This window comes from Sediminibacterium sp., from assembly GCF_030695065.1.
Classification (GTDB): domain Bacteria; phylum Bacteroidota; class Bacteroidia; order Chitinophagales; family Chitinophagaceae; genus Sediminibacterium.
The window spans coordinates 12,273-34,244 of the sequence record NZ_JAUYTR010000009.1; the positions used below are offsets into that span (position 1 = coordinate 12,273).

General features: G+C 34.0%; 22 protein-coding genes. 10 read left to right on the top strand and 12 right to left on the bottom strand.

Annotation, left to right across the window (positions count from 1 at the left end; all coding sequences use genetic code 11):
• Positions 1 to 193: 193 nt before the first annotated feature.
• Entirely contained in the window at positions 194 to 1,513 is a 1,320-nt protein-coding gene (locus Q8S25_RS02255; RefSeq protein WP_305534451.1) for a Fic family protein, read from the bottom strand.
• A 626-nt stretch (positions 1,514 to 2,139) separates the two neighbouring features.
• On the opposite strand from Q8S25_RS02255, the gene Q8S25_RS02260 reads away from it, so the two are divergent.
• The gene (locus Q8S25_RS02260; protein WP_305534453.1) at positions 2,140 to 2,769 is read left to right on the top strand and encodes a hypothetical protein; all 630 of its coding nucleotides are present in this window, start codon (positions 2,140 to 2,142) and stop codon (positions 2,767 to 2,769) included.
• Between the two features lie 378 nt (positions 2,770 to 3,147).
• Positions 3,148 to 4,062 (top strand): MBL fold metallo-hydrolase, encoded by a 915-nt coding sequence (locus tag Q8S25_RS02265; RefSeq protein WP_305534455.1) that lies wholly within the window; start codon positions 3,148 to 3,150, stop codon positions 4,060 to 4,062.
• A 27-nt stretch (positions 4,063 to 4,089) separates the two neighbouring features.
• Here Q8S25_RS02265 and rfbD read toward each other — a convergent pair whose 3' ends face one another.
• The 4 genes from rfbD to Q8S25_RS02285 are packed head-to-tail and all read right to left on the bottom strand — an operon-like array spanning position 4,090 to position 8,404.
• Complete coding sequence (gene rfbD / locus Q8S25_RS02270) at positions 4,090 to 4,956, bottom strand: dTDP-4-dehydrorhamnose reductase (RefSeq protein WP_305534457.1); 867 nt, start codon at positions 4,954 to 4,956, stop codon at positions 4,090 to 4,092.
• A gap of 15 nt (positions 4,957 to 4,971) precedes the next feature.
• Positions 4,972 to 5,955, bottom strand: a complete 984-nt coding sequence (locus Q8S25_RS02275) for a UDP-glucuronic acid decarboxylase family protein (protein WP_295186152.1) — start codon at positions 5,953 to 5,955, stop codon at positions 4,972 to 4,974.
• A gap of 10 nt (positions 5,956 to 5,965) precedes the next feature.
• Complete coding sequence (locus tag Q8S25_RS02280) at positions 5,966 to 7,267, bottom strand: UDP-glucose/GDP-mannose dehydrogenase family protein (protein WP_305534459.1); 1,302 nt, start codon at positions 7,265 to 7,267, stop codon at positions 5,966 to 5,968.
• 6 nt (positions 7,268 to 7,273) lie between these two features.
• On the bottom strand, positions 7,274 to 8,404 hold the full coding sequence (locus tag Q8S25_RS02285) for a DegT/DnrJ/EryC1/StrS aminotransferase family protein (RefSeq protein ID WP_305534461.1): 1,131 nt from the start codon (positions 8,402 to 8,404) through the stop codon (positions 7,274 to 7,276).
• A gap of 110 nt (positions 8,405 to 8,514) precedes the next feature.
• On the opposite strand from Q8S25_RS02285, the gene Q8S25_RS02290 reads away from it, so the two are divergent.
• Positions 8,515 to 9,732, top strand: coding sequence for a 3-deoxy-D-manno-octulosonic acid transferase (locus tag Q8S25_RS02290; RefSeq protein ID WP_305534463.1), 1,218 nt, complete (start codon positions 8,515 to 8,517; stop codon positions 9,730 to 9,732).
• On the opposite strand, the gene Q8S25_RS02295 is transcribed toward Q8S25_RS02290, so the two are convergent.
• Entirely contained in the window at positions 9,705 to 10,361 is a 657-nt protein-coding gene (locus tag Q8S25_RS02295) for a hypothetical protein (protein ID WP_305534465.1), read from the bottom strand. The genes Q8S25_RS02290 and Q8S25_RS02295 overlap by 28 nt on opposite strands.
• Before the next feature lie 77 nt (positions 10,362 to 10,438).
• On the opposite strand from Q8S25_RS02295, the gene Q8S25_RS02300 reads away from it, so the two are divergent.
• Positions 10,439 to 11,002 (top strand): thymidine kinase, encoded by a 564-nt coding sequence (locus Q8S25_RS02300; protein WP_305534467.1) that lies wholly within the window; start codon positions 10,439 to 10,441, stop codon positions 11,000 to 11,002.
• Positions 10,995 to 11,654 (top strand): heme exporter protein CcmB, encoded by a 660-nt coding sequence (locus Q8S25_RS02305; protein ID WP_305534469.1) that lies wholly within the window; start codon positions 10,995 to 10,997, stop codon positions 11,652 to 11,654. The genes Q8S25_RS02300 and Q8S25_RS02305 overlap by 8 nt, the downstream gene beginning before the upstream one ends.
• A gap of 10 nt (positions 11,655 to 11,664) precedes the next feature.
• Here the strand turns inward: Q8S25_RS02305 and Q8S25_RS02310 are convergent, their stop codons facing one another.
• Positions 11,665 to 12,435, bottom strand: a complete 771-nt coding sequence (locus Q8S25_RS02310) for an AMP nucleosidase (RefSeq protein ID WP_305534471.1) — start codon at positions 12,433 to 12,435, stop codon at positions 11,665 to 11,667.
• Positions 12,436 to 12,591: 156 nt separating this feature from the next.
• On the opposite strand from Q8S25_RS02310, the gene Q8S25_RS02315 reads away from it, so the two are divergent.
• The 4 genes from Q8S25_RS02315 (at position 12,592) to Q8S25_RS02330 (ending at position 17,047) form a co-directional block, all read left to right on the top strand.
• Positions 12,592 to 12,933, top strand: coding sequence for a type I restriction enzyme HsdR N-terminal domain-containing protein (locus Q8S25_RS02315; protein WP_305534473.1), 342 nt, complete (start codon positions 12,592 to 12,594; stop codon positions 12,931 to 12,933).
• Between the two features lie 226 nt (positions 12,934 to 13,159).
• Positions 13,160 to 13,510 (top strand): hypothetical protein, encoded by a 351-nt coding sequence (locus tag Q8S25_RS02320; protein WP_305534475.1) that lies wholly within the window; start codon positions 13,160 to 13,162, stop codon positions 13,508 to 13,510.
• 54 nt (positions 13,511 to 13,564) lie between these two features.
• Positions 13,565 to 14,389, top strand: coding sequence for a GLPGLI family protein (locus tag Q8S25_RS02325; RefSeq protein WP_305534476.1), 825 nt, complete (start codon positions 13,565 to 13,567; stop codon positions 14,387 to 14,389).
• Between the two features lie 6 nt (positions 14,390 to 14,395).
• The gene (locus Q8S25_RS02330; RefSeq protein ID WP_305534478.1) at positions 14,396 to 17,047 is read left to right on the top strand and encodes a hypothetical protein; all 2,652 of its coding nucleotides are present in this window, start codon (positions 14,396 to 14,398) and stop codon (positions 17,045 to 17,047) included.
• A gap of 53 nt (positions 17,048 to 17,100) precedes the next feature.
• Here the strand turns inward: Q8S25_RS02330 and Q8S25_RS02335 are convergent, their stop codons facing one another.
• Genes Q8S25_RS02335 through ccsA form a run of 3 tightly spaced genes read right to left on the bottom strand, consistent with a single transcriptional unit; the run spans position 17,101 to position 19,455 of the window.
• Positions 17,101 to 18,522 (bottom strand): Glu/Leu/Phe/Val dehydrogenase, encoded by a 1,422-nt coding sequence (locus tag Q8S25_RS02335; RefSeq protein WP_305534480.1) that lies wholly within the window; start codon positions 18,520 to 18,522, stop codon positions 17,101 to 17,103.
• 38 nt (positions 18,523 to 18,560) lie between these two features.
• Complete coding sequence (locus Q8S25_RS02340; RefSeq protein WP_305534482.1) at positions 18,561 to 18,782, bottom strand: CcmD family protein; 222 nt, start codon at positions 18,780 to 18,782, stop codon at positions 18,561 to 18,563.
• Positions 18,775 to 19,455, bottom strand: coding sequence for a cytochrome c biogenesis protein CcsA (gene ccsA, locus Q8S25_RS02345; protein ID WP_305534484.1), 681 nt, complete (start codon positions 19,453 to 19,455; stop codon positions 18,775 to 18,777). The genes Q8S25_RS02340 and ccsA overlap by 8 nt, the downstream gene beginning before the upstream one ends.
• A 252-nt stretch (positions 19,456 to 19,707) precedes the next feature.
• Here ccsA and queA point away from each other — a divergent pair, with 252 nt between their 5' ends.
• Complete coding sequence (gene queA, locus Q8S25_RS02350; protein ID WP_295230778.1) at positions 19,708 to 20,757, top strand: tRNA preQ1(34) S-adenosylmethionine ribosyltransferase-isomerase QueA; 1,050 nt, start codon at positions 19,708 to 19,710, stop codon at positions 20,755 to 20,757.
• Between the two features lie 57 nt (positions 20,758 to 20,814).
• Here queA and Q8S25_RS02355 read toward each other — a convergent pair whose 3' ends face one another.
• Positions 20,815 to 21,282 carry a DUF1801 domain-containing protein gene (locus Q8S25_RS02355; protein WP_305534486.1) on the bottom strand — a complete coding sequence of 156 codons (468 nt, stop codon included), beginning with the start codon at positions 21,280 to 21,282 and terminating at the stop codon, positions 20,815 to 20,817.
• Complete coding sequence (locus Q8S25_RS02360) at positions 21,279 to 21,920, bottom strand: Pr6Pr family membrane protein (RefSeq protein ID WP_305534488.1); 642 nt, start codon at positions 21,918 to 21,920, stop codon at positions 21,279 to 21,281. The genes Q8S25_RS02355 and Q8S25_RS02360 overlap by 4 nt, the downstream gene beginning before the upstream one ends.
• Positions 21,921 to 21,972 lie beyond the last annotated feature (52 nt).

The following is a 21,972-nucleotide window of genomic DNA, read 5'->3' on the forward strand; positions in this document are numbered from 1 at the left end:
TTCGCCTAAGAGACTAAAATAAAACAGCCTAGTTGCCGCAGGCAACGAGAGGCGTTTGGGTAAAGCAAAGCGGGAAGGATGGCCGAAGGCAATCCGTTCACGCCTGGCGGATGGCCGCAGGCAATCCGTTCACGCCTGGCGGATGGCCGAAGGCAATCCAACTTAGAAAAGAACCTACAATTTACCTTCTCGCCTATTTCTTCATAATCTTTTTCATAAAGTCTGGTTTCGGCAAAAATTGTATCCTGTGTCCTGATCTCCGTTCTTCAAATATGCCTTGTTCCGCAAGATCATTTAAATCATTTCTTGCTGTTTGATTACTAACACCAAACTTATTTTGTACTTGCTGTACTGTGAAAATCAATGTTGAGTCTACCATAAGTTCCTGCAAAATAATAACCTGACGTTCATTAAAACTTGTGTGCCTGAGCAGGGTTATTGCATTTTGTTTTTCTGCTGTTTTTCTCTTAATGTAATGCCGTAGTTCAACCAAGGCTTTGTCAATACATTTAAGATTGTAGATAATAAAATAAGTTAAATCATTGTCATCTTGTTCCGTATGTAAATATGCCTTGGCATATTGAGCTTTGGAATTCAAAATGATTCGCGAAACAGACATGTACTCTATTAACCAATACCCATTTTTTAACAAGTACCAATAAAAAAGGGCCCTAGCTGTTCTTCCATTTCCGTCTGGGAATGGGTGAATATACCCCATCAAGAAATGACAAATGATACCTCTGGCAATCGGATGAAGAAAAAAAGAAAATTTCAATTCATCATTTGTAAATTGGCATAGGGCATGCATAAGATCATCTAATTGCTTTGCTACAGGAGGTGTATATAATATTGTTCCTGTTTGAACATCTATAACATTGATATCATCAGTGGTTCTAAATGCCCCAGGTTCATCTTCATGAATAGTATCTTTTGTAATAATCGCTTGAAGTGTTTTAATTCTTTCAATCGTAAAAGGCTCCTCTTTATTTGCTACAATCCACTTCATCACCTCGTAATTATTCAAAATCATTTGTTCAGATTGGTTACGAGGCTTTCGGTTGTTCTCCAACATTTCTTTAGCTACTTTTCGGGTAGTTGCAGCGCCTTCTAACTGGCTAGAAGCAATTGCTTCTTCCATCAGTGAACTAATCAAATAGCGATCTTTGTCTTCTGAAGGAATCACAGTATCACTTTGGAGATTGCCTCCTAAGTTCAAATCAAATGAGTGCAAATGCGCTTGTACAACTGCAGGGATATTTATTTTGAAATTAAAGCCTAAGGCTGGTGATATATTTAATGATTTCTGCCCAATTCGCGCTGTTTTAACACCAGACCAAAGCTTCTGAGGGCTTATACCCCAATCTGCTGCCAAATACTTCCATTTATCATAGTAATAGTATTTTGTATCATTGAGTTCAAATAAAAGCCTGAACTGATCTCCACTCAAACTCTCAAGAAATCCAGCATAATCGAAATTCTTGGACACAATAGGCACTTTTTCTGGCTTTTTCATAAAAACTCCTAATTTCTACTAAATTAGGAGTTAATTGGAGATTATCCAATTGAATATTCATAATAATTCCTAAAATTTAAAAAATTAGGAGTTTTTTTTCTGCATTAACCACATCACAACCTATAGCACAGAGTACCATTAATTGTAGCTAAACGCTCGTTCAGGTTACTTGCCTTTGGCTAAGCCACTCCAGAGAAGCTAATCCAAGTGCATTGCCGAAGGCAATCCGTTCACGCGGTGCGAAGTTTCTTGGGTAATGCAAAGCGGGGCGGATCAGCAAAGCAAATTTTATGTCCTAGCTTCGGGCAATCGTGAATAATATTAAAAAAACAGCATCATTTTCTTATTTAATTATAGCAAAAAAGTATCATTCTATTTAGTTAATTATTGCTTCATAAAAAAAATGAATAGACTCACAAAAAAAATGTCCAATTGGTGAAGTTCCTTGATTTCTAAGGAAAAGGAATTTTAGGTTTGTCTTTTACCGGATATATTTTATTGAAACATTACCAAGCCAAGAGAGCGAATATTTTAGGTAAATGACAACACAAATAGAATAATTCCAAAAGTGGAAATTCTGACACAGCACAAAATCTGAAGGTAAGTTCAAATATCAAAACATTAATATGATTTATCTAAGAAACCTCCTTTTGCTATCGGTATTATTTATCGCATCGTGCAAAAAAGATGATCAAAAAAAGGATGATCTATTTAGCAAACTAGATAACTACACCAAAATTCTATCAAACTCACCAAAAGATTTAAAATCTGATTTGAAAATATTGATAGAAACAAGAAATCAAATTGCAAAAAGAATTTTACAAAATGGAATAAAGAAAAAGACAATAATAAATTCTTTAGAAAATGGGAATATTGCAGAATTAAAAACAGAGTCTGGTATTTCCAATGAAGAGTTCGATTTACTAATAAATAAAATGGAAGAAATAAAATTACTTTTAACTTCAAAGTATCCAGAGGTTGACTATTATTTAAGAAATGCAAGTAAAAGTTGTGAAAGTTGTGAAACCTCAAAGCAAATTGCATATGTTAATAATATTCCAACTTCTGTAATTGATGGAAATGAAATTATTAATTACAACTCAGCAACTGCGCTTAGTACTAATCCAGAAGAAATTGGAGCTGACTGTCGCTGGGTAGCTTATACAGCATGTTTGTTAGTTTGCACTACAACAGGCCCCGTAATTTATTGGATTTGTGCAGCCTTATGTGTTGACACGTATTGTACTTTTAATTGATTAAAAAATGAAAATATACACGTTAGTCTTACCATTAACTCTATTTATTATTGTAGGTTTTTTAAATATTTATTATAAAAATAGATTCATTTTAATAGAGTTGATACTTTCAATTTTATCATTTATCATCCTTTTTTTGGATATAATTATACATAAAAACAATAATGCATATTTTCTTATAGTAATATCAATTGTCTGGGTATCCAAATCAATAAAAGCCTTACGAAAGGGTTAACAATTAATAATCAAAGTCGAATAGTGAATTCTATTGGGCTTTGATTTAAAATATTAGCTAATCCAATATTATATTAGTAATACCAATAGTTTCCGATTAAATTCCTACGTAAGACAACCACCCTATTCTCATACCTTTATCCTATGAGAATATGTTTGCTCCTACCCATTATTTTTTCAACGTATTTTACACAAGCTCAACCAAGCATTATCGTTTTAGGAACCATTCAAGATGCGGGCTCCCCACAAATTGGATGCACCAAAGACTGTTGCAAAAACCTATTTATCAAACCAGATCATTCAAGGCAGGTTGTTTCGTTGGGATTATTTGATGCTGATACCAAAACCAGTTATTTGTTTGAAGCTACGCCTAATATAAGCGCTCAATTACGTCAATTAAAAAACAACAGCAAATCATTAACCGATTTGCCCAATGGCATTTTTCTAACACATGCACATATAGGGCATTACACAGGACTCATGTTTCTTGGTAAAGAGGCACTCAATGCCAAAAACCTACCCGTGTATGCAATGCCTAAAATGAAAAGTTTTCTTGAACAAAATGGGCCATGGAGTCAATTGGTTAGTCAACAAAATATTTTACTAAAGGAGCAAACTAATAACAAGCCCATATTTTTAAGCGATTCGCTATCGGTTACGCCAATTATAGTTCCACATAGAGATGAATATTCAGAAACAGTGGGATACCTAATTAGCGGTCCAAGAAAAAAATTACTCTTTATCCCTGATATAGATAAATGGGATAAATGGAATCAAGATATTAATGCTTTGATTGGTAAAGTTGATTATGCCTTAATTGACGCCACTTTTTTTGATGCAACAGAAATAAATAATAGACCAATAAGTGAAATACCCCATCCATTGGTAACAGAGAGTATGCAAAGGTTCAACTCATTAAAGGAATCAGAGCGGAAAAAAATTCATTTCATCCATTTTAATCACACAAACCCACTACTAGACGAAAAAAGTACAGAAACAAAAATGATATTTAAAGCAGGGTTTAATATAGCAAAGCAGGGGGAAATTTTTAATCTATAAATAGATGAATTCAAAAAATGCATCAACTTAAATTTTCTCTATACAAACTTTCAAGCTCTCTCTCCAAGGTTTCAACACTACCCCAAAATCAGTAGCAATATCTTGAACATCCATTACTGAATAGGCAGGACGTTTGGCAGGGGTAGGAAAGGCCAATGAAGGAATAGGCAAAACACTACATGTTAACCCAGCTTCTTCACTAATTGCCCTAGCAAAATCAAACCATGTAATAGCCCCAGTATTACTGTAATGATAAATGCCTGATGCATGATTACCCTTTGCAAGAGACTCGATGATTTGCATGATAGCTGCTGCTAAATCAGCAGCATAAGTAGGACAGCCTTCTTGGTCGTTTACTACTTTAATTTCAGGGCGTTCCTTCATTAAACGCAACATGGTTTTTACAAAATTATTTCCATGCGCACTATACACCCAAGATGTTCGAATAATAATAGCAGAGGCATTATTGGTAAGGGCCAATTGTTCTCCAATGGCTTTAGTTGCCCCATAATAATTTACTGGATCTGTAGGAGTATCCACTTTATACGGTGCAGTTCCATTTCCATTGAAAACATAATCAGTAGAAATCGTAATTAACTTACAATTAAATTCCTCGCAACAAGCAGCAATTTCACCCACCACTGTTGCATTAATAGTCATTGCAGCTTCTTGATCAGTCTCGGCTTTATCCACGGCTGTGTATGCAGCACAGTTGATAAAATACTGCGGTTTGGTTTCAGTAAAAAAAGGATGAATCGTAGAAGGATTAGATAAATTTAATTGAGTTCTATCCGTAAAAATAAACTGGTACCGATTTTCAAAAGCAGAAGCCAATTGTTGCAGTTCCCATCCTAGTTGTCCATTCTTTCCAGTAACTACAATAATTGGCTTCATATAAAACTTCTAAAATTATTTACCTGTATAAAATTCTTTGGGTTGCTTAGACCATTCTTCTTTTGGTAAAGATTTAAAATACTCATAAGTCTTCGCCAAACCTTCTGCCCGCTCTACTTTTGGCTCCCAACCTAAAATAGATTTTGCCTTGGAAATATCTGGTTTTCTTTGTTTAGGATCATCTACCGGTAATTCTTTGTAAATTATTTTAACAGAAGATCCAGTTAGTTTTAATACTTCTTCTGCAAAATCCTTTAAAGTAATTTCATGTGGATTACCAATATTCACTGGCATAGTATAATCACTCATTAACAAACGATAGATCCCTTCAATTAAGTCATCAACATAACAGAAAGAACGGGTTTGACTACCATCACCAAAAACGGTTAAGTCTTCTCCACGCAATGCTTGACCAATAAAAGCTGGTAGTGCTCTACCATCGTTCAGCCTCATTCTAGGACCATAGGTATTGAAAATGCGCACAATGCGTGTTTCAACTCCATGAAAAGTATAATAAGCTCTAGTGATAGATTCCATGAAACGCTTGGCTTCGTCGTACACTCCTCTTGGTCCTACCGGATTTACATTACCCCAATATTCTTCTGTTTGTGGATGCACCATTGGATCTCCGTAAACTTCACTGGTTGATGCAACCAACATTCTTGCACCCTTTGCCTTGGCTAATCCTAAACAATTATGTGTTCCTAATGCACCTACTTTTAAGGTTTGAATAGGAATCTTTAAATAGTCAATTGGGCTAGCTGGAGATGCAAAATGCAAGATATAATCAATAGGTCCTGGAACATGAATGAACTTGGAAACATCGTGGTGATAAAATTCAAAATCTTCCAACTTAAAAAGGTGATCAATATTGCGGAGGTCCCCTGTAATTAGGTTGTCCATTCCCACTACTTTGAACCCTTCTTTAATAAAGCGATCACATAAATGTGAACCTAAAAATCCGGCAGCACCGGTAATTAAAACACGTTTTTGAGACATAATTGTTTTTTTAGTGGCGTCCAATGCTTTCGTAATGATAGCCCATGTCGGTAATATATTTTACTTCAAATAAGTTTCTTCCATCAAATATGACTTTGCCCTTTAACAAGCTATCAATCACTTCAAAATCAGGCGTTCTGAACTCACTCCACTCCGTTGCAATAACCAAGGCATCTGCATTTTTTAAGGCCCCGTATTGGCTATCGGCATATTTAATTTTATCACCAATGGTATTTTTCACATTCGGCATAGCTTCTGGATCATAGGCAGTAACTGTTGCACCTGCTGCTACCAATGCATCAATCAAGTACAAAGCTGGGGCTTCTCTAATATCATCTGTGTTAGGTTTAAAGGCCAATCCCCATAAAGCAAAATGCTTCCCTTTTAAATCACCCTTAAAGTATTTCTCAATTTTAGGAATCAAGTGCAATTTCTGCGCTTCGTTTACTTCTTCAACAGCTTTTAAAATCTTGAAGTCATACTTCACTTCTTCAGAAGACATAATTAAAGCCTGCACATCTTTAGGGAAACAACTTCCACCATATCCAATACCTGGAAATAAGAATCGTTTACCAATGCGATCATCCGATCCAATTCCTCTTCTAACCATGTCTACGTCTGCACCCACTTTTTCACAGAGTTGTGCAATTTCATTCATGAACGAAATTTTGGTAGCTAAGAAAGAGTTGGCCGCATATTTGGTTAACTCTGCAGATTTCTCATCCATAAAAATCACTGGATTACCCTGACGAACAAATGGAGCATACAAATCAGACATTAATTTTTTAGCTCTTTCAGATTGGGTACCAACTACCACACGATCTGGCTTCATAAAATCGTCTACCGCTACCCCTTCTCTTAAAAACTCTGGGTTACTCACTACATCAAATTCACCTTTATAGTTTTCTGCAACTGCTGCATGTACCTTCGCTGCAGTTCCCACAGGTACAGTACTTTTATCAACCAAAACTTTATAATCGGTCATGATTTTACCAAGGTCTTTTGCAACCCCTAAAACATAGCGCAAATCTGCAGCGCCGCCTTCTCCGGGAGGAGTTGGTAAAGCTAAAAACACAATTTCCGCATCTTTAACACCTTCAGCTAAATTAGTGGTAAATGTTAAACGGCCTTCTCTTAAATTTCGTAAAAATATTTTTTCTAAGCCAGGCTCGTAAATGGTTATTTCTCCTTTAGACAGCTTTTCTACTTTTTTCTGGTCAATATCAATACAGGTAACTTTATTCCCGGTTTCTGAGAAACAAGTACCTGTTACTAATCCAACATATCCTGTTCCTACTACTGCAATTTTCATAATTGATTATTTATTAATAAAGTTTAAAACATGTGTGCTTATGTAATTTAATTGTTCTGCTGACATTTCAGTATGAACAGGAAGAGAAATTACGGAATTTGTTAATACATCTGTTACTGGAAGTAAAATTTCTTTTAAGCCAAAGGAGGCAAACATATCTTGCTTGTGCCCAGGCACAGGGTAATAAATCATTGAGGGGATTTTATGCTCCGCCAAATAAGCCACCAAACCCTCTCGGTCTACCCCATTTAATTGTAAAGTATATTGATGATAAACATGGGTACTAAAATCAGCCACAAATGGTGTTACAATTGACGGATGATTAGCAAATGCTTTATTGTAAAAATCAGCCACGGCTTGCCTTGCAGCATTGTACTGATCTAATTTTTTGAGCTTAATATTCAACACTGCTGCTTGTATAGAATCTAACCTTGAATTACAACCCACTACTTCATGATAGTATCTTTTCTGTTGACCATGATTGGCAATCATTTTCATTTGATGAGCCAAGGCATCATCATTGGTAAAAATGGCTCCCCCATCCCCATAAGCCCCCAAGTTTTTAGAGGGATAAAAACTAGTTGCCCCAATGGTTCCAATGGTTCCAGTTTTCTTTTTGGTACCATCCGAAAAAGTATATTCACAACCAATGGCTTGTGCATTGTCTTCAATCACAAATAATCCAAACTCTTTGGCAATGGCCATAATTTCTTCCATTGGTGCCGCATGCCCGTATAAATGAACAGGTACAATGGCTTTTGTTTTTGGAGTAATAGCCTTCCGAACTGATGCAGGGTCTATGCAAAAAGTTTTTGGATCTACCTCTACAAAAACCGGGGTCAATTTCAACAATGCTACTACTTCTGTGGTAGCAATATAGGTGAAAGACGGAGTGATTACCTCATCCCCAGGCTGCAATCCCAACGCCATCATAGCTATTTGTAAGGCATCGGTTCCGTTTGCACAAGGAATAGTATGCTTTACATCTAAATATGCTCCTAATGATTGGGTAAACTGTTGAACAGCTTTTCCGTTAATATAAGCTGCTGTATCTAACACTTCGTGAATGGCAGCATCCACTTCAGGTTTAATGGCAAGGTATTGTGAATGGGTATCTACCATTTGAATGGGCCGCATAGTATAAATTTATATGCAAAATTACTACAAAATCAACAACAAAGATTTGAGTGTACATTTGTTCTTGCATGAAATGGGCATACTTTTTTTTCATTCGGCTTTATCCTTTAATGGCAAAGCTTTTAGCTCCCTTTAATTCCAAAGCGGCATTATGGGTAAAGGGGCGAAAAGGGTTGATGCCATGTATAAAAACAGCCATGCAATTAAATGACCAACCCATAATTTGGATGCATGCTGCCTCCCTCGGAGAATTTGAACAAGGCTTGCCTGTAATAGAATCTATAAAAAAACAATATCCCCAACACCGTTTATTGGTTACTTTTTTTTCGCCATCTGGCTATGAAGTAAGAAAAAATCATCCATTAGCCGACTGGGTATTTTACTTGCCCATGGATAGCCCAATCAATGCTGTTGAGTTTATTAATGCAGTAAAGCCTTCTATTGCTTTGTTCATCAAATATGAATTCTGGTATTTTTATTTATCCGAATTGAAGAAGCATCAAATTCCTACTCTGTTAGTATCAGGAATATTTAGACGAGAGCAGTTATTTTTTAAATGGTATGGAGGATTTTATCGAAAAATGCTTTTGAAATTTACCCATTTTTTTGTTCAAGATAAAGGTTCTGCTGATTTGATTAAAGACCTTGTACAACCCAATAGTATCACTATTTCTGGTGATACCAGATTCGACAGGGTACTTACCATTGCTACCGCAAGAAAGCAGTTCCCCATCATTGAGCAATTTTGTGCCAATCATCCAATTATAATTGCCGGAAGTACTTGGAGTGAAGACGATAAAGTATTGCAACATTTTACCAAGGTCCATCGCAATGCAAAATTCATTATAGCACCTCATCAAATTAGCCGGGAAAGATTAGCCGAATGCATGCAGCGTTATCCTTCGCCTATTCTACTTTCTGAATTTGAATCTTTATCTAGCAATCAACTAAACAATTTTCAAACCCTTATAATTGACAATGTTGGCATGTTAAGTTCATTGTATTATTATGCAACCATTGCATTTATTGGAGGGGGATTTACTAATGAAGGAATTCACAACACCCTTGAAGCTGCAGTTTTTGGCAAGCCTGTTGTATTTGGACCAGTTTATGATAAGTATTTAGAAGCAGTAGAAATGGTTGAAATTGGCGCAGCTTTTAGTGCAGAAACGGCGCTTGAAATGGAAGTTTTGTTAGATGAATTACTTAATAATAGTGACGCGATAACAAAAGCCGGCCAGGCTGGAGCCTTTTATGTTTCTACTAATGCAGGAGCGTCCAATAAAATTCTTGATTATATTCAGGCAAATCTTCTCTTGATCAATTGATCAAAAAGTTGCACAGTAGGATTGTCTTCTAACCAGCTTAGCTTCACTTTTAATTCTCGTTGAATCCAATATTGGGCTTCTGGAAAAATATTAAAACTGTTGATGGTTTTAATGCTTCGCTCATACATATTCTCATCTCCCCTAAACAAATGATTAATAAATAAATAGCGATCATTAATACTGATGGCTTTTTTTAAATCACGAACTGGAGTTTCGTCTAACATGGTTGAAACCTCCACAGCATACTCATTTAAATGCTCATTCATTTCTGGAATATCCAATGCCAATAACTCATTAATTTCTTTAACTGGTTCAACTGCTACTTCTGCTTTAACCGGCTGATGAATTAAAGTAGGAATATCTGCATATTCGCCAAATAAAAACCCAGATGCTTCCTCTTTTTTGTTCGATTGCTTTGGAGTACTATGTATAAATTGAGGCATTTCATTTGGAGAAGAAACTGCCACTTGGGGCATTACTACAGCCACTTTTGCTTTATTAGTAATTATGGGTTTCAGCATTTGTAATTCGGCCAATAACAATTGAGCAGTAATAGCTAATTTATCCGCATCCGCTTGCTGATTATACTGTTCTTGTAATTTATTTATTAAAGTGCCTACTCTTTCCATAGGAAGCAATACTTTTGGGGGTGACCAAAGGAGCCGTCTAATGGTCTAAAACGAATTTTAAGCTATTTTATTGTTACATGTTTATAGAACCAAATTTATCAGGAGAACGAAGGGGTTGGATTGAAGTCATTTGTGGAAGCATGTTTAGTGGCAAAACAGAGGAATTAATCAGAAGACTCAAACGTGCAAAAATTGCTAACTTAAAAGTGGAGATATTCAAGCCCGCTGTAGACAAGCGATACGACGAAAACGATGTAGTTAGCCATGATGCCAATGTAATTACTTCTACCCCAATTGAGAATTCACAAACGATACTGTTAATGGCCCAAGACGTTGATGTGGTGGGCATAGATGAAGCACAGTTTTTTGACGCGGAAATTGTGTCGGTTTGTGAAAAGCTAGCATTAAAAGGGGTAAGGGTTATCGTGGCTGGTTTAGATATGGATTATATGGGTAAACCGTTTGGTCAAATGCCCAACTTATTGGCAACCGCAGACTACATTACAAAGCTCCACGCTATCTGTATGAAATGTGGCAATATTGCCAATATATCTTATAGAAAAACCAACGAGGAAAGTCAGGTTTTGTTGGGAGAAAAAGAAACCTACGAACCCCGTTGCAGAAATTGTTTTCATGAGTAGCAGCAAATTAATATTAGCCCTAGTAAAAAAAGATTTACTGTTAGAAGCAAGACAACAGTACAGCTTTTATGGTGTGTTATTATATATCGCTTCTACTACTTTCGTAGTGTACCTTACCATGGGTCAACCAGAAGAAAAAGTATGGAATGGCCTTTTTTGGGTACTGCAATTATTTGTATGCATCAATGCAGTAGCTAAAAGTTTTCTACAAGAAAACAAGGGCAGAATGTTGTACTACTACTCTATTGCTTCTCCTACCCATTTTGTGTTGTCAAAACTATTGTTCAATGCAATATTGATGCTATTCATGAATATACTGAGCCTTGGCATTTTCACATTATTATTAGGCAATCCAATTATTCGAATGGGAGAATTCATACTCATTAGTATATTAGGAGGTATAAGTCTAAGCTTAGTATTCACTTTTCTTGCAGCAATTGCAGCTAAGGCTCAGCAACAAGCTGCCATGATGGCTATCATGGGCTTCCCCATTATTATTCCTCAACTATTGTTATTAACCAAAGTTTCTGCTGCAGCATTTACTTCGGCCATTCAAAACGGGTGGTGGCAAATGGTTGGTTTACTAGGGGCCCTTGATATAATGGTTATTGCACTCGCCATTATTTTATTCCCTTTTCTTTGGAAAGACTAATCTGTAGAAGTTAAAACCGCAAGTGTCTTACGGTAAGCCCATTATTAATTAATTGCTTTAAAGAATCAATCCCAATCTTTAAGTGCTTGTCTACAAATTGAGCAGTTACTTTAGAATCACTGGCTTCCGTTTTTACGCCCTCTGGTATCATTGGTTGATCACTTACTAAAAGTAAAGCTCCGGTTGGAATTTTATTATAGAACCCTACTGTAAAAATGGTAGCTGTTTCCATATCAATGGCATATGCCCTCACTTTTTGTAAGTATTCTTTAAACTCTTCGTCGTGCTCCCAAACCCTTCTGTTGGTGGTATATACCGTACCAGTCCAATAATCTACTTCGTAATCGCGAATGGTGGTAGAAATTGCTTTCTGCAAAGCAAACGCTGGCATTGCTGGAACTTCAGGCGGGAAATAGTCATTCGAAGTACCTTCTCCTCTTATAGCTGCAATGGGTAAGATAAGATCCCCTAATTTATTTCTACGCTTTAATCCGCCGCATTTGCCCAAGAATAATACCGCTTCTGGTTCTATGGCAGTTAGTAAGTCCATGATGGTTGCAGCACCGGGGCTTCCCATTCCAAAATTGATGATGGTAATTCCATCTGCAGTGGCACATTGCATCGGACGGTCCAATCCCACCACTGGAACATTGTTCCATTCTGCAAACATTTTTACATAATTACTAAAATTGGTTAGCAAAATATATTTACCAAAATTTTCTAAAGTTTCACCTGTATAGCGAGGCAACCAATTGTTCACAATTTCTTCTCTTGATTTCATATTCAACAGTTTAACTTGTAAATATACAAAATAGTACTCATTTTTACAGCAAAGCACCGCTTAACCATGTTTATTACATTTCCTGACTATCATCCTAAATTAAAAACAACCGACCTAAAAACACAGGTTTGGTGCATAGTCAGAAAGAAATGGGTGATGTTTACTAAAGAGGAATGGGTAAGGCAGAGTTGGTTGAATTATTTGATTGAAGTGATGAAATACCCTGCTTCATTAATTGCTGTTGAAAAAGAAATTCATTTAGGTGAACTCAAAAAACGTTTTGATATAGTTGTATTTTCAAATTTTTTACCTTGGATGATAATAGAATGCAAGGAAATGAATACTTCAATTAATGAAGATACTGTCAAGCAAGTAATGATATATAATATAAGATTAAAAGCGCCTTTCATGATTATTAGTAATGGTAAAAATACAATTGGAGTGTTAATTAAAGAAGGCAGAATTTATAGATTATCATCATTACCGTTAATACAATAGTTGAGTAAAATATTTAAAAAAATATGGAATTTTTTATATACATTTTTTTTATACTATAATTAATAAAAAATAATTTTAATTGTCACAATTTTAAAAGATTTCTTTTTCTTTCAGTAACAAACGGTTGTAAAATTTTAAAAAATGTGATAGTGATTTCAAAACACTACTAAATTGAACGCCGAATAATAACTCAAGGCGATAGACAGAGTTTTTTAAAGTATTAAAAATGAAAAAAATTGTCTTCAGCGCAATTCTTGTAATTAGCGCTGTCTCAACAAGTTTTGCCTCTTCAAGCCCATTAGTTAACAACGAAGAAAACAATTCCAAAAAAGTTGCAACATCCAAATCGTCTCAGTTTCCAGTTACAAACAAAAAACTATCACAACTGAAGTTTGAAAATTGTGCAACACGTTCAAGTACCATAGAAGGTATTTGCTGGATGCTTACCGCAACTTCAACAGTGTGTTGCGATTGCGAAGCCCCAGTTGCAGCTATGTTGGCAACCATGAATGCACAAGATGAAGCAAGACGGTTAGCTTGGGTAATTGAAGTTCTTGAAGAAATTGATCCTTGTTAATTAACGAAGTAAGCGTTAAGAATAAGTTTCCTAACGCTTATTAAAATAAATTAAATGAAATATCTAATAACTATATTCCTACTAATCATTATTGTGTCATTGAATGGACAAAATACTAAACCACCGATTAGTGGCAAAGCAATATATACCTTTAAACATCTAAGAGATACAAGCTTACCAAATAGTATTTATACTGAAAAAATGTTATTGATGTTTAATAATTTTTCTTACAAATATTCAAGTTACATAAGTTATGTTGATGACTCAATTTCAAAATCAAGAACGTCAAATGTATTAGATTATTCTAAAAATTCAACTCAAACTAAATATACAAGACGGACAATTGAAGAGTTGTTCTATTTTTTTGATAAGAATGAATATTATTTTGTCCATCCATGGATTGGTGATAAAGTTGTAATCGAAAATAGAATAGATAAAATCGATTGGAAAATACTAGATAGTACAAAAGAAGTTAAAGGATTAAATTGTGCACTAGCAGAAGCAAAATTCAAAGGAAGAATTTATAAAGCATGGTTTTGTCCTGCAATATCCGTAAATGCTGGGCCTTGGAAACTTAATGGTTTACCTGGATTAATTATAGAAGCCTATGACTTATCAAATAGTATACAATTTTCATTAGAGTCATTAGAAAAAAATGAACAGCTAATTGAGTTGCCAAAAGCTTTTAAAAAAGTGACAAAAAAAGAGTTTGACCAATTAATTAATTCAATAAAACAAAATCCGAGTGGATTCATCAATGCAGCTTTAAATGGATCAAATACTCAAAATGGAAGTACTGCTATGCAATTGAATAAAAGCGGATCTAACACTCAAAATAAAAAAAATCAGATAAATAATCCAATAGAATTAAATGAATAAATCAAAATGAGCGAAAAGATTATATTCATATTACTATTTCTTATTGTTTTTACAAATAAGCTATATACACAAATAATAATAAAGGGTTCAGTTAGTAGTAATGAGAGAAAAAGCCTGTCTAACGTAAATATTTTAATATCAAATCTTGAAAACAAAAAAATACTATCCTATGGAATTAGTAATTCAAAAGGACTATTCATGATTGAATTGAATCAAAAATACTTAGATAGTGTAACTATAAAATATTCTCTATGGGGTTATAAATCAAAAATTTTCAAAAAATCAAAAATTGAATTAAATGATTTCCAGTTCACTACACTCGAAATAGGAGAAGAGACACTACCGGAAATTAAGGTTAAAAATAATCCAATATTTAAAAAAGGAGACACAATAAACTATAGTGTAAAATCATTTGTAAAAAATCAAGATCAAGTAATTGCCGATATTATCAAGAGACTCCCAGGGATTGAAATAACAGAAGGCGGGGTTATAAAATATCAAGGGAAGCAAATAAATAAGTATTACATCGAAGGAATGAATCTTCTGGATGACAAATATGCTTTAGCAAATAATAATATCCCTGCAATTTCTGTAGATCAGATACAAATTCTAGAAAATCATCAACCAATAAAAGCGCTTGACAGTTTTACAATTTCAAACCAAGCAGGAATAAACATTAAATTAAACAATAATGCAAAAAACAAAATTATTGGGAGAGGAAAAATAGGAATTGGGGGATTCCCATTTATGTATGAGAACGAGTTAGTTCCAATGCAATTTGGTTCAAATCATCAAACTATTGTCTCTTATAAGAATAACAATACAGGTTTAAATAATGAGAAAGAACTTGATTTACTAAATAGCAATAATGTAAGTAATTTTATAAAGGGGAATATTTTTAAAAATCCAATTCTTTCAATACCATCTCCAAATATACCTTTAACAAGTAATCAGCGATTTTTATTTAATAACCTACATACTTTGTCAATCAACAATTTGAGAAAAATTAATGCTGATTCCGAATTGAAATTCAATTTAGATTTTATTAAAAACTTGAAATACCAAAATAGTGGGACAAATATTATCAATTTTTTCCCATCTGATACAATTAGAATTAATGAAAATCAATTAACAACAAAAAATGAATTCTTAATCCGAGGAAGTTTAAATTATATATCTAATACAAAAAAGAGATATTATTTTAATCGATTGAATTTTCAAGCCAATATAGATAAGGATGAAGCATCTATTATTCTAAAAGATAAAACAGATCAAACTTTTTTTTCAAAACATTTCAGCGTTTCAAATGAAGGCATGTTTTTAAAAACAAATTCAAATAATCTAAAAGGAATTTCATATTTCATAAGTTATTCTCGGATGCCACAACAATTAGAAATAAAACCTGGCAAATACAATAATCTTTTTAATAACAATATTCCTTATAACAGTTTAAATCAAAAAGTTGCTTTAAAAACTTTGTTTTCAAATTTCACAATCACCAATGCAAAAAAAATTAGTGTATTTTCTATTGAAAATAATTTTGGCATTTCTTTTACAACACAATCTTATCAAACAGAATTATTAAAAGAAGAATTAAATAATTTAACGATTATTCATGATAGTTTAAATAACAATTTAACTGGAAAAGAGATAAACATTTATAATTATTTCAAAATAAATTTTAATGAAAAAAAACTAAAAATAAGCTTAAGCATTCCTGCAAACTATTTAGTTCAACATAATAATTCTCAAAAAGGTCAATCAATAAATAGATTATTCTTTAATTATGACATGACTATGCAACATATTATGAATAGTAACTTTTCCATTACGTTAAGGTTTAATTCTAATGATATGTATTTACCTGTATACTTATCAACAGAACGATATATTTTAACCGACTATAGAACTCTACAGAATCGTAATAGTATTATTTCAAATTTAAAACAAAGAAAAATCACACTTAGCGCCAATTACAAGGAAGTACGAAAAATGTTATTTATAAATAGCAGCATAGCTATTGAGAACAATGTAGATAACATACTATTCAATCAAAATTTTGCTGGTAGTTTGGTAATAAGAAATGCATTTTATAATTTAAATCCTAACAAGAGCATCGCATTTTCAACTAATATTAGCAAGTATATCCATTCAATAAATGGGTCTTTCGCATTAGGACTAATTTTACAAAAGAAATCAAGCATTCAAATGATTTCAAATAAACAAGATGAGTTTAATGTAAAAACAGTAGGGATTAATTCGAAAATTTTAACGAATATAAAAAGCCATTCAATTGAGTATACATCACAATATCAGATTCTGTACTCGGGATTGAAGAATAACTTATTTAATAAAACCCAAATATTCAATCAAACAGCAGTAATACACTTAAACTTTTTAACAAATATGCCTGTGAAATTAATTTTTGAACATTCCCATTTAAATCAGCAAACACAAGCAAATCGAAATTTTCTTTTCGGGGATATAGCAATTAGGAAAAAGGCTGTTTTGAGAAAAATGGACCTTGAATTATCCTTGCAAAATATATTTAATGTAAAAGAATTTGAAACAGTATCCTTCTCAGCAAATACTATAACAAATAATTTTTTTATTTTAAGGCCAACTCAAATTTTAATGAAGGCACAATTTACTTTTTAAAAGGACCCCGAATTTTTATATAATTCGGAATCCATTTTAAAAAATTAATAGAATTAAGGGAATATTCCTAATTCAGTATAAGAAGTTCCTACTTTGTTAATAGCACAAACATAAGCTGCAGTTCTCATATCAGGGATAGTAGGATTTTCTTTCCAGATAGCCATGATTTCTCTTGTTGCAGCAATCATAGACTCTTCTAAACCACTGTGTACTAAATCTACTTCTTCAGGTCCGTGCAAAATAAAATTACGTTCTACATCACTTACTTTCTTACCAGTTAATTCTTCCATCTGCGTAAGAATATGGGTATTCAGGTTCTCCGTAAAACGTTTTTCCATTCTACCGTAACGTACGTGGCTCAAGTTCTTTAACCACTCAAAATACGATACGGTTACACCACCCGCATTCAAATACATATCTGGTACAACTAAAACACCTTTTTTCGCAAATATTTCGTCTGCTTCAGGAGTTAAAGGACCGTTAGCAGCTTCACCAATAATTTTAGCTTTTACTCTTTCAGCGTTATCTCCATTGATTACGTTTTCTAAGGCAGCAGGAATTAAAATATCACATTCAATTTCTAATGCATCCGTACTTTTAGCAATATTCGTAGCACCAGGGAAATTTAAAATAGAACCTGTTGCTTTTCTATGCTGGAATACTTCTTCTTCGTTTAAACCATTGGAATTGAATATAGCTCCTTCATATTCAGCTATTGCAATGACTTTAGAACCATGCTCACGGAAAAACTTAGCAGAATGATACCCCACATTACCTAATCCTTGTACAATCACTGTCTTACCAACAACTCCGGTTGTTAATCCTAATTTTGCCATTACATCAGGCATATTACATACTTCACGTATACCAAAGAAAACACCTAACCCTGTAGCTTCTTTTCTACCTCTAACACCTCCTTGAGTAATTGGCTTACCTGTTACACAACCAGCAGCATCAATTTCACCTGGCTTTAAAGAAGCATAAGTATCAACAATCCATGACATTTCACGCTCACCAGTTCCATAATCAGGAGCTGGAACATCAATACCAGGTCCAATAAAGTTCTTCTTTACTAATTCACTGGTGTATCTACGAGTAATTTTTTCTAACTCGTAAACAGAATATTTCTTGGGATTAATTTTAATTCCTCCTTTACCTCCACCAAATGGAACATTTACAATAGCACATTTATAGGTCATTAATGAGGCTAGTGCCATCACTTCATCCTGATTAACTTCATCACTGAATCTAATACCCCCTTTACATGGAGACTTATGTTGAGAATGTTGTACACGATACGCTTCAATAACTTCAATACGGCCATCGTCCATTTTTACTGGGAAGCGCATACTGTATATACTGTTACAAGCTTTAATTTGTTCTAGTAAGCCCTTTTCCCATTTGGTAAAACTGGCAGCTTTATCAAAACTTCTTTCTACACTGTGAAAAAAGCTGTACGGTTGATGATTCGACATTGGCAATCGTTTTATAGGTTATTATCTATGGTGAAAAATTATTGATTCGATCCTTCTTTTTCTAATCGGGTTATCTTCTTATCTATGCTGATTAAGTATGCAAATAAGCCAATCAAAATGGTTAATACAACAGCCATTACAACAAAGATTTTTCCATTACTTCTCATTAAACCAATATCTGAAGTATTCTCTTGTGCAAACGCAACTATTGAAATCATTACTGATAGTATTGCGGTAATAAATAAGCGCATTTTAATCATTGTTGTATTTTTTTTCAGCTAATAATGAATAGCGAATTTTTAAAGTACTGATCCAAACACCTAAAAGTGTCCAACCAATTACAGCAGGATAAAAAACGGTTCGCATTTGAACATCCATGTCCTTGCCATTAATACCCGGATTCCCATCTGCCCCCTCGCCTCCTGGGTGCAAAGACTCAGTTAATCTAGGTAAAATCCAAAGTGTTGGGAAAAGCATGAAAAAGGCAAAAATATTATAGACTGCACTAATTCTGCCTTTTTTATCATCTTCATTTAAACTTCCGCGCAGAACAAAATAAGCGAGGTAAATTAACATGGCAATGGCTGCCCCATTTTGCTTAGGATCACCACTCCAAGGGCTACCCCATTGGTAGTTGGCCCAAATAGCGCCAGTTACCAATCCTAAAATACCATAAATAACACCAGTTGAGGCAAAAGCTACCGCATATGCATCATTCTTTTGAGAAGGATTACGCAAATAGCGGATGGAATAAATCATTGAAACCAATAATAGAATCATCATGGTAAACCACATAGGAACATGAAAGAAGAAATTTCTTATAGATTCCTTCATTCTATCGTCCAAACGGGGCACTTTTACATAAAAACCATATGTGCAGGTATATACCAACAACACAAATGACAATATTTTCCACCAATACTTCCGAATCATTGATTTTTGTTTACCGGTCCTATGCACTAAAGCACTATTATTTGGTGTTGCAAAATTAGGTGAAAGAAGCCCAATAAACCTTAGCAATGTGTAAAAATTACCCAACCTTTGTAATCTTTTAAAATTGGATTATAGCCTATTTTTTTGTACTTTTGCCAACTTTCAAAATTCATGCCGTAACATGAAGTTATCCTATTCCGCTTCGGTGGATTGAACAACTTGCTGTGGCTATCATCTAAAAAGATTAGTTACATGAAATTATCCCAGTTCAAGTTTGACCTCCCGTTAAACCTGATTGCACAAAACCCAACCAAAAGAAGAGAAGACAGCCGCCTAATGGTAGTTGATCGCAAAAGCGGCCACATGGAAAACCGCAACTTCAAAGACATTTTAGATTATTACGACGACAAAGACGTATTTGTAGTAAACAACACCAAAGTTTTCCCTGCCAGAATGTATGGTAGAAAAGAAAAGACAGGTGCAAAAATTGAAGTATTTCTTTTACGCGAATTGAATAAACCCAATCGCTTATGGGACGTAATTGTTGATCCCGCAAGAAAAATTAGAGTTGGAAATAAATTGTATTTTGGAGACAACGAAGAATTGGTAGCAGAAGTAATTGACAATACCACCAGCCGTGGCAGAACCATCCGTTTTTTATGGGATGATGATGATGCAAGTTTTAAAAAAATGTTAGAGTTCTTAGGGGAAACGCCTTTGCCAAAATACATCAAGCGCAAACCTGATGAAGAAGATAAGGAACGCTACCAAACTGTATATGCCAAACACGAAGGAGCAGTTGCAGCACCAACAGCGGGTTTACATTTTAGCAAAGAACTAATAAAGCGTTGTGAAATACAGGGAATCCGTTTTGCAGAAGTAACACTTCATACAGGATTAGGCACTTTTCGTCCAATTGAAGTTGAAGATTTGAGCAAACACAAGATGGATGCCGAGTATTATCAAATTGACGAACAAGCATGTGCAATTGTAAACAAAGCAAAAGAAAGTGGTAAGCGTATATGTTCAATAGGAACTACTACTATGCGTGCTATGGAAAGTAGTTTTACTGCACAAAAATTATTGAAGCCAAGCGAAGGATGGACCAACCATTTTATTCATCCACCTTACACATTTAATGTGGCGGACAGTTTGGTAACCAATTTTCATTTACCTAAAACCAGCTTGTTAATTATGACATGTGCTTTTGCTGGTTATGATTTAGCCATTGAAGCTTACAAGAAAGCAATTAAAGACAAATACCGTTTCTTCAGCTATGGAGATGCCTTATTGATTGTTTAAATAAATGATATTACATAAAAAAACTCCCTTTATTCGAAGGGAGTTTTTTTATGTCTATTATTTTTTGGATGCTTTTTTATAGTTTTTTTCATACAAATTGATCCAGTCTTCTGTAGTCATTTTTTGAACCAGCTCTCCAATAAGTTCATAAGGAATAACTGAATTTTTTTTAAATCTCAAGCAACTTTTTCCCATATCTAATTTGTTGGGAACTAATTTGACATAGGAATCGGTAAACCATTTTAATAATTGAGGGTCTGCATAAATTCCCATATGATAAAAAGCAATAAAGTTTTTTTGCGCAGCAAGGGCCATGAAAGGCAATGGCAATTTTGGATTACAATGGTATCCATCCCTATAAATACTGTGCGGAACTACATAGCCAATCATTCCATAATTCATTACTTCTTTAAACCCCTCGGGCAAATTCTTTTTAATTGTTTTTCTTAACTGCTCAATGGACGTTTTTTGCTCAGTTGGAATTTGACTTAAATAGTCTGTTACTGTTTTTGCATCGCTGGTCATGATGATTTACTCGATTTTTTAAACCGCCAATTAGAAATAAAACTAAATAAAAGACTTAAGAATGTAAACAAGACCAAGACTACTAAACAATTTAAAAAAGATTGCAATAATCCTATCTTATTAACATCCAAAAATGGATAAGGGTAAAACTGGGTTAATGCACCATGTATGATGGTATAAACAAAGTAAAATGCTGGATATAATAGCCAATATGGAATTGAATTATAATTTACTTTTTTAGAAGAAACAAAAACAAACCAGTAAAGTAGTGTTACAAGTGGTGTAAAACTATGCAATCCATGGTCTGCAATTTTAGCTAAACCTTGAGGGTTATGAATCTTACTAAGTACAATATGATAAACCAATCCAACAACAGTTATATAAACTGTTACTGCTGTGCTGGTTTCAGGTTTTGTCCAAAATCCATTTTCGCCTAATTCTGCCGAAAGTGCTTTAGAAATAAAATAAGCAAAGACTATCAAATTACTCAAAATGGTAAAGTAACTAAAGAATCGAATGATAACTTCAAATATGGAATCACTTGTTGGTGCTTGAATCATTAATACCAATTGCAAAAAAATTCCGCAAAAGACTAATAAAGCAATAATACCAGCTAAAGTATTGGGGTGTTTAATCATAATCAGGTACAATAATAAATACCTAATATACTAAATAAAACTTTTGCTACTC

Coding starts and splice junctions, on each gene's coding strand:
- Q8S25_RS02305 (WP_305534469.1), top strand. CDS start 10,995: ATGAGTAGCAGCAAATTAATATTAGCCCTAGTAAAAAAAGATTTACTG.
- Q8S25_RS02255 (WP_305534451.1), bottom strand. CDS start 1,513: ATGAAAAAGCCAGAAAAAGTGCCTATTGTGTCCAAGAATTTCGATTAT.
- rfbD (WP_305534457.1), bottom strand. CDS start 4,956: ATGAAGCCAATTATTGTAGTTACTGGAAAGAATGGACAACTAGGATGG.
- queA (WP_295230778.1), top strand. CDS start 19,708: ATGAAATTATCCCAGTTCAAGTTTGACCTCCCGTTAAACCTGATTGCA.
- Q8S25_RS02320 (WP_305534475.1), top strand. CDS start 13,160: ATGAAAAAAATTGTCTTCAGCGCAATTCTTGTAATTAGCGCTGTCTCA.
- Q8S25_RS02280 (WP_305534459.1), bottom strand. CDS start 7,267: ATGAAAATTGCAGTAGTAGGAACAGGATATGTTGGATTAGTAACAGGT.
- Q8S25_RS02285 (WP_305534461.1), bottom strand. CDS start 8,404: ATGCGGCCCATTCAAATGGTAGATACCCATTCACAATACCTTGCCATT.
- Q8S25_RS02355 (WP_305534486.1), bottom strand. CDS start 21,282: ATGACCAGCGATGCAAAAACAGTAACAGACTATTTAAGTCAAATTCCA.
- Q8S25_RS02275 (WP_295186152.1), bottom strand. CDS start 5,955: ATGTCTCAAAAACGTGTTTTAATTACCGGTGCTGCCGGATTTTTAGGT.
- Q8S25_RS02315 (WP_305534473.1), top strand. CDS start 12,592: ATGTTTACTAAAGAGGAATGGGTAAGGCAGAGTTGGTTGAATTATTTG.
- Q8S25_RS02360 (WP_305534488.1), bottom strand. CDS start 21,920: ATGATTAAACACCCCAATACTTTAGCTGGTATTATTGCTTTATTAGTC.
- Q8S25_RS02260 (WP_305534453.1), top strand. CDS start 2,140: ATGATTTATCTAAGAAACCTCCTTTTGCTATCGGTATTATTTATCGCA.
- Q8S25_RS02265 (WP_305534455.1), top strand. CDS start 3,148: ATGAGAATATGTTTGCTCCTACCCATTATTTTTTCAACGTATTTTACA.
- Q8S25_RS02330 (WP_305534478.1), top strand. CDS start 14,396: ATGAGCGAAAAGATTATATTCATATTACTATTTCTTATTGTTTTTACA.
- Q8S25_RS02300 (WP_305534467.1), top strand. CDS start 10,439: ATGTTTATAGAACCAAATTTATCAGGAGAACGAAGGGGTTGGATTGAA.
- Q8S25_RS02290 (WP_305534463.1), top strand. CDS start 8,515: ATGGCAAAGCTTTTAGCTCCCTTTAATTCCAAAGCGGCATTATGGGTA.
- Q8S25_RS02310 (WP_305534471.1), bottom strand. CDS start 12,435: ATGAAATCAAGAGAAGAAATTGTGAACAATTGGTTGCCTCGCTATACA.
- Q8S25_RS02335 (WP_305534480.1), bottom strand. CDS start 18,522: ATGTCGAATCATCAACCGTACAGCTTTTTTCACAGTGTAGAAAGAAGT.
- ccsA (WP_305534484.1), bottom strand. CDS start 19,455: ATGATTCGGAAGTATTGGTGGAAAATATTGTCATTTGTGTTGTTGGTA.
- Q8S25_RS02295 (WP_305534465.1), bottom strand. CDS start 10,361: ATGGAAAGAGTAGGCACTTTAATAAATAAATTACAAGAACAGTATAAT.
- Q8S25_RS02325 (WP_305534476.1), top strand. CDS start 13,565: ATGAAATATCTAATAACTATATTCCTACTAATCATTATTGTGTCATTG.
- Q8S25_RS02340 (WP_305534482.1), bottom strand. CDS start 18,782: ATGATTAAAATGCGCTTATTTATTACCGCAATACTATCAGTAATGATT.